A 6,198-nucleotide genomic window follows, 5' to 3' on the forward strand; every position below is an offset into this window, starting at 1 on the left:
AGCCTGGGGCCGGCGCCGCCGCGCCGCGGCGGGCGCGCCCCGCGGACGCGCGAAGGGCGACGCGCAGGGCACGCGGCGGCTCGCGGCGCTGCTGCTGTCACCCACCCTGCTCGTGCTCGCGCTCGTGATCGGCTACCCGGTCCTCGCCGGGTTCCGCGAGTCGCTGTACGCGCGCGGCGAGGGACTGGACGCCGACGGGTTCGTCGTGGAGGGCGACCGCTTCGTCGGCCTCGACAACTACACCGCGATCTTCCAGGGCGACCGCGCCGACGCCTTCTGGAACGCCTTCTCCAACACCACGTTCTTCACCCTCACCACGGTCGTGCTGGAGACGGTGATCGGCGTCGCGATGGCGCTGATCATGCAGCAGGCGTTCCGGGGGCGGGCGCTGGTGCGCGCGAGCATCCTCGTCCCGTGGGCGATCCCGACCGCGATCTCCGGGCTGCTGTGGCGGTGGATCTTCCAGGCCGACGGCGCCGCGAACGCGGTGCTCCGCCAGGAGATCCTGTGGACCGCCGACGGCTTCCCCGCCAAGGCGGCCGTCGTCATCGCCGAGGTGTGGAAGACCTCCCCGTTCATCGGGCTGCTCGTCCTCGCCGGGCTGCAGATGATCCCCCGGGACGTCTACGAGGCCGCCCGGGTGGACGGCGCCGGCCCGGTCCAGCAGTTCTTCCGCATCACGCTGCCGCTGGTCAAGCCCGCGCTGCTGGTCGCCGTGCTGTTCCGGCTGCTGGACGTGCTGCGGATGTTCGACCTGCCCGCCGTGCTGATCGGCGTCAACCAGAAGTCCGTGGAGACGCTGACGATGATCGCCTGGTTCGAGGCGTCCAACCTGCGGTACGGGTCGGCGGCGGCGTACGCGACCGTCCTGTTCCTGTACATCGCGCTCATCGCCTACCTGTTCGTGAAACTGCTCGGCGCCGACATCATCGGCGAGGCCCGGCGGACCAGGCGCCCGCGCGCCGTCCGGACGCCGCGCGGCGGAAGGAGGGCGGCGGCATGACCGGCTCAGTGGTGAAGCGGACGCTGTCCTACCTCGGGTTCGCCGCCGTGGCGGTGTACTGCCTCGCGCCGTTCTACTGGATGGCGATCTCGGCGTTCCGCCGCCCGCAGGACCAGTTCGACAACTCGCCCGTTCCGGCGCGGTGGTCGTGGGAGAACTTCTCCGCGGTGTTCTCCGGCGACAACGGCTTCGGCCGCGCCCTGCTGAACAGCGTCATCGTGGCGGGCGCCACCACCGTGCTCACCCTGCTGGTCGGCACGTTCACCGCGTACGCGCTGGCCCGGCTGGACTTCCGGTTCAAGAACGCGGTGCTCGGACTGATCGTCGCGACGACGATGTTCCCGGGGATCTCGCAGCTGGTCCCGCTGCTGAAGCTCTTCACCGACATCAAGTGGATCAACACCTACCAGGCGATGGTGCTGCCCAGCCTCGGGTTCGCGCTGCCGCTGTCGGTGTGGCTGCTCACCGCGTTCTTCCGGCAGCTGCCGTTCGAGCTGGAGCAGGCGGCGATGGTGGACGGCTGCACCCGCGGCCAGGCCTTCCGCAAGATCATCGTTCCGCTGGCGGCGCCCGGGGTGTTCACCACGGCGATCCTGACCTTCATCGCCGCGTGGAACGAGTTCCTCATCGCGCTGTCCATGGTCAACAAGAAGGAGATGCAGACCGCGACCGTCGCGATCTCCAAGTTCACCGGCGTCTCCGGGTTCGACCAGCCGTTCGGCACCCAGATGGCGGCCGGGGTGATCGTGACCGTCCCTCTCATCGCCGTCGTGCTGGTCTTCCAGCGCCGGATCGTCGCCGGCCTCACCGCCGGCGGCGTCAAGTAGCACCCGACAGCTCCCGACAAGAAGGATGTTCATGACCCAGGACACCCTGCTCGCGCACACCGCCGGCGACCGCGCCGAAGGCGGAGGCTGGTGGCGCGACGCCGTCATCTACCAGGTGTACGTGCGCAGCTTCGCCGACTCCGACGGCGACGGTGTCGGCGACCTGCCGGGCATCCGGTCCCGGCTGCCCTACCTGGCCGGCCTCGGCGTCGACGCGCTGTGGCTGACCCCGTTCTACGTCTCGCCGATGGCCGACTTCGGCTACGACGTGGCGGACTACCGCGACGTCGACCCGCTGTTCGGCACCCTCGCCGACGCGCGCGGCCTCATCGCGGACGCGCACGCGCACGGGCTGCGGATCATCGTGGACGTCGTGCCGAACCACACCTCCGACCGGCACGCCTGGTTCCGGGCCGCGCTCGCCGCGGCCCCCGGGTCCTCCGAGCGCGACCGGTACATCTTCCGGGACGGGAGGGGACCGGGCGGCGCCGAACCTCCCAACGACTGGGAGTCGGTGTTCGGCGGTCCCGCCTGGACGCGGGTGCCGGACGGCCAGTGGTACCTGCACCTGTTCGCGTCCGAGCAGCCCGACCTCAACTGGGAGAATCCCGAGGTCCACGCCGAGTTCGCCGACGTCCTGAGGTTCTGGCTCGACCTCGGCGTGGACGGCTTCCGCGTGGACGTCGCGCACGGCATGGCCAAGGCGCCGGGGCTGCCCGACGTGGGCCACCCGAACCAGACGGAGATGCTCGGCACGGCCGTCCTGCCCTACTTCGACCAGGACTCCGTCCACGACATCCACCGCGCGTGGCGCCGCCTGCTCGACTCCTACGGCGGGGAGCGGATCGCCGTCGCCGAGGCGTGGGCGCCCACGCCGCAGCGGCTCGCCGACTACACCCGTCCCGACGAGCTGCACCAGGCGTTCAACTTCCACTACCTGACCGCGCCCTGGGAGGCGGGCGGGATGCGGGCGGTGATCGAGGAGTCGCTGCGCACGGCCGGGGCCGTCGGCGCGCCCGCGACCTGGGTGCTGTCCAACCACGACGTGAAACGGCACGTCACGCGGTACGGCGACGGCGAGACCGGCCTGCGGCGCGCCCGCGCGGCCGCGCTGCTGACGCTCGCGCTGCCCGGCTCGTCCTACGTCTACCAGGGCGAGGAGCTCGGCCTGCCGGAGGTGCTGGACCTGCCGGAGGAGTTCCAGCGGGACCCGCAGCGGCTGCGCGCCGAGGGCGCCGGCCGCGACGGCTGCCGCGTCCCGATGCCGTGGGAGGGCGAGGAGCCCCCGTTCGGGTTCGGCGCGGGCGGCGCGTCCTGGCTCCCGATCCCCACCGCGTGGCGCGACCTGACCGTCGCCGCGCAGGACGCCGACCCCGGCTCGATGCTCGCGCTCTACCGCGAGGCGCTGCGGATCCGCCGCGAGCATCCGGCACTCGGCGACGGAGATTTGCACTGGATTGCGAGCTCACCCGGCACACTGGTCTTCGTGCGTGCGGCCGGGGGCGGGAACGAGCGGCTCGCGTGCGCGGTCAACCTGGGCGGCGCGACCGCGCGCGTCCACGTGCGGGGGACCCCGCTCCTCGCGAGCGGGCCGGTCCGCACCGACGGCCTCGCGAACGGCGGAGACGTCGGCCTGCCCCCGGACACCGCACTGTGGTGGGACCTCGAGGAGGGATGACTTGAAACCTATGACGACGCGCCTGGCGGACATCGCGGCACACGCCGGGGTGAGCGAGGCGACGGTGAGCCGCGTGCTCAACGGCAAGCCGGGCGTGTCCCCGACCACGCGCCAGGCGGTGCTGACCGCCCTGGACGTGCTCGGATACGAGCGCCCGGCCCGGCTGCGCCAGCAGCGGGCCGGGCTGATCGGGCTGATCATCCCCGAGCTGACCAACCCGATCTTCCCGGCGTTCGCCGAGGTCATCGAGAGCGCCCTGGCCCGGCACGGGTACATGGCGGTGCTGTGCTCGCAGGCGCCGGGCGGCGTCGCCGAGGACGACTACATCGAGATGCTGCTGGAGCGCGGCGTCGCCGGGATCATCTTCGTCAACGGCCTGCACGCCAACGCCAACTCCGACCGCGCCCGCTACGCGCGCCTGCTCGAACAGGCCCTGCCGATCGTCCTGGTCAACGGCTACCGCCCCGACATCGACGCGCCGTACGTCTCCAACGACGACGTGGCGTCCATGGAGGCGGTCGTCGCGCACCTGGCCGCAATGGGCCACCGCCGGATCGGCCTCGCGATCGGCCAGGACGTGTACGTGCCGACGCGGCGCAAGACCGAGGGGTTCCGGCGCGGGATGGCCGCGCACACCGGGCTCGCCCCGGACGAGGTGGACGAGCTGGTCGTCAACACCATGTACACGGTCGAGGGCGGGCAGGCGGCGGCCGCGAAGCTGCTCGACGCGGGCTGCACGGCGATCTGCTGCGGCAACGACATCATGGCGCTCGGCGCGATCCGGGCCGCCCGGTCGCGCGGCCTCCAGGTCCCCGAGGACGTGTCGGTGACGGGCATGGACGACTCGCCGCTCACCGCCTATCTCGACCCCCCGCTGACCACGGTCCGGCAGTCGGTGCGGGAGATGTCGATGGCCGCGGTGAGCGCCGTCCTGGACGAGATCCGCGGCACCCGCGCGCCCCGCACCGAGCTGCTCTACCGGCCCGAACTCGTCGTCCGGCGGTCCACGGCCCCGGCCCCGGCGGCGGCCCGGCTGACCCCCGTCAAGGAGGGCTGACCCGAGCCTGACGGGGTGTCGGACCAGGCCTGACCCGGCTGCCGCGGGAGCCAGGTTCTTGTAACGGTTATGTTTCGGCACATTGACAGTGAGCCGGGTCACGGTCTTTCATCCGTGGGAGCGCTCCCACACCGATGCACCACCACAACCTGAGAGGGGTCCGCCATGAGGGCCATCATGCGGCGCGGACTGAGTACGGCGATGGCGGCGGTACTCGTCGGCGGCCTCGCCGTCGCGTGCGGCGACGGCGACGACGACAAGGGAGGCTCCGACAGCGGGCCGGTCGAGCTGACCGTCGACGTCTTCGGCGAGCCGGGCTACGACGCGCTCTACAAGCAGTACGAGCAGTCCCACCCCAACGTGAAGATCAAGCAGCGCAAGGTCTCCACCCTGGACGAGTACAAGCCGCGCATCCAGCAGTGGATGGCGACCGGCAGCGGCGCGGGCGACGTCGTGATGCTGGAGGAGGGCATCCTTCCGCTCTACATGCAGCAGAAGGCCAAGTTCCTCAACCTGTTCGACTACGGCGGCAAGGACCTGGAGAAGAACTTCCTGCCGTGGAAGTGGCAGGCGGGCGTCACCCCCGACGGCAAGCAGCTCATCGGCCTCGGCACCGACGTCGGCCCCCTCGCCATGTGCTACCGCACGGACCTGTTCAAGAAGGCGGGCCTGCCCACCGACCGCGCCGAGGTCGGCAAGCTCTGGCCGACGTGGGACGCGTTCCTGTCCACGGGACAGAAGTTCCAGGAGAAGGTGCCCGGCAGCAAGTGGCTGGACGGCCCCACCGCCGTGTTCCGCGCCACCGTCCTGCAGAACGCCGGCAGCGGCCCGGGCTACAGCTTCTTCGACAAGAGCGAGAACCTCGTCTTCGACAGCAACCCGGCGGTCAGGCAGGCGTTCGACACGTCGCTGAAGTTCGAGCAGAGCAAGCTCACCGCCGACATGTCGATCTTCACGCCGCCGTGGCAGACCGCCCTCAAGCGCGACACCTTCGCGACCCTGCCGTGCCCGTCCTGGATGCTCGGCGGCATCGAGGAGTTCTCCGGCAAGTCGGGTAAGGGCAAGTGGGACGTGGCCACCACGCCCGGCGGCTCCGGCTACTGGGGCGGCTCGTGGCTCGCGGTGCCCAAGCAGACCAAGCACGCCAAGGCCGCCGCCGAGCTCGCCGAGTTCCTGACCTCCCCCGAGGGCCAGGTCGGCGCGTTCAAGGCCGCGAACGTCTTCCCGTCCTCGCCGCAGGCCGCGCAGGACCCGGCGGTCGCGGGCGCCAAGAGCGCCTACTTCAACGACGCCCCGATCGGGCAGATCTTCGGGCAGCTGGTGGCCGCGGTGAAGCCGGTGCACCTCGGGCCGAAGAACGAGGACGTGCGCGCCGCGGTGGAGAACGTCCTGATCTCCGTGGGCCAGGGCCGGCAGAAGCCCGACCAGGCCTGGACGAAGTCCGTCGACGAGGCGAAGAAGGCCGCCAGGTAGCCGGCGGTCCCCCGACCACGGCGGCGGCGCCGGGCCGTACCTCCCCGCCGGCGCCGCCGCCGTTCCACTCCCCCGCTTCGTCCCGTCCTCGGAAAGGAGGCGCACGACGTGACCACCGATCTGCGCCCCGGTCGGAACGGCCCGCCGGCGGCCTCGCCCG

At 71.5% G+C, this 6,198-nt stretch carries 5 protein-coding genes; all 5 read left to right on the forward strand.

The window, feature by feature from the left end; translation table 11 throughout:
• The coding region (locus tag AB0K37_RS39580; protein ID WP_363990647.1) for a sugar ABC transporter permease at positions 1-1,003 on the forward strand (1,003 nt) is incomplete at its 5' end.
• Entirely contained in the window at positions 1,000-1,830 is an 831-nt protein-coding gene (locus AB0K37_RS39585; RefSeq protein WP_363990650.1) for a carbohydrate ABC transporter permease, read from the forward strand. The genes AB0K37_RS39580 and AB0K37_RS39585, both read left to right, overlap by 4 nt.
• Positions 1,831-1,861: 31 nt before the next feature.
• Positions 1,862-3,508 carry a glycoside hydrolase family 13 protein gene (locus AB0K37_RS39590; RefSeq protein ID WP_363990652.1) on the forward strand — a complete coding sequence of 549 codons (1,647 nt, stop codon included), beginning with the start codon at positions 1,862-1,864 and terminating at the stop codon, positions 3,506-3,508.
• 10 nt (positions 3,509-3,518) lie between these two features.
• On the forward strand, positions 3,519-4,565 hold the full coding sequence (locus tag AB0K37_RS39595) for a LacI family DNA-binding transcriptional regulator (protein ID WP_363990655.1): 1,047 nt from the start codon (positions 3,519-3,521) through the stop codon (positions 4,563-4,565).
• 177 nt (positions 4,566-4,742) lie between these two features.
• Positions 4,743-6,038: an extracellular solute-binding protein gene (locus tag AB0K37_RS39600; protein ID WP_363990658.1), complete on the forward strand. Its 1,296-nt coding sequence runs from the start codon at positions 4,743-4,745 to the stop codon at positions 6,036-6,038.
• Positions 6,039-6,198 lie beyond the last annotated feature (160 nt).

This window comes from Actinomadura sp. NPDC049753 (assembly GCF_040674655.1).
GTDB lineage: Bacteria > Actinomycetota > Actinomycetes > Streptosporangiales > Streptosporangiaceae > Spirillospora > Spirillospora verrucosospora.

Coding starts and splice junctions, on each gene's coding strand:
- AB0K37_RS39585 (WP_363990650.1), top strand. CDS start 1,000: ATGACCGGCTCAGTGGTGAAGCGGACGCTGTCCTACCTCGGGTTCGCC.
- AB0K37_RS39590 (WP_363990652.1), top strand. CDS start 1,862: ATGACCCAGGACACCCTGCTCGCGCACACCGCCGGCGACCGCGCCGAA.
- AB0K37_RS39595 (WP_363990655.1), top strand. CDS start 3,519: ATGACGACGCGCCTGGCGGACATCGCGGCACACGCCGGGGTGAGCGAG.
- AB0K37_RS39600 (WP_363990658.1), top strand. CDS start 4,743: ATGCGGCGCGGACTGAGTACGGCGATGGCGGCGGTACTCGTCGGCGGC.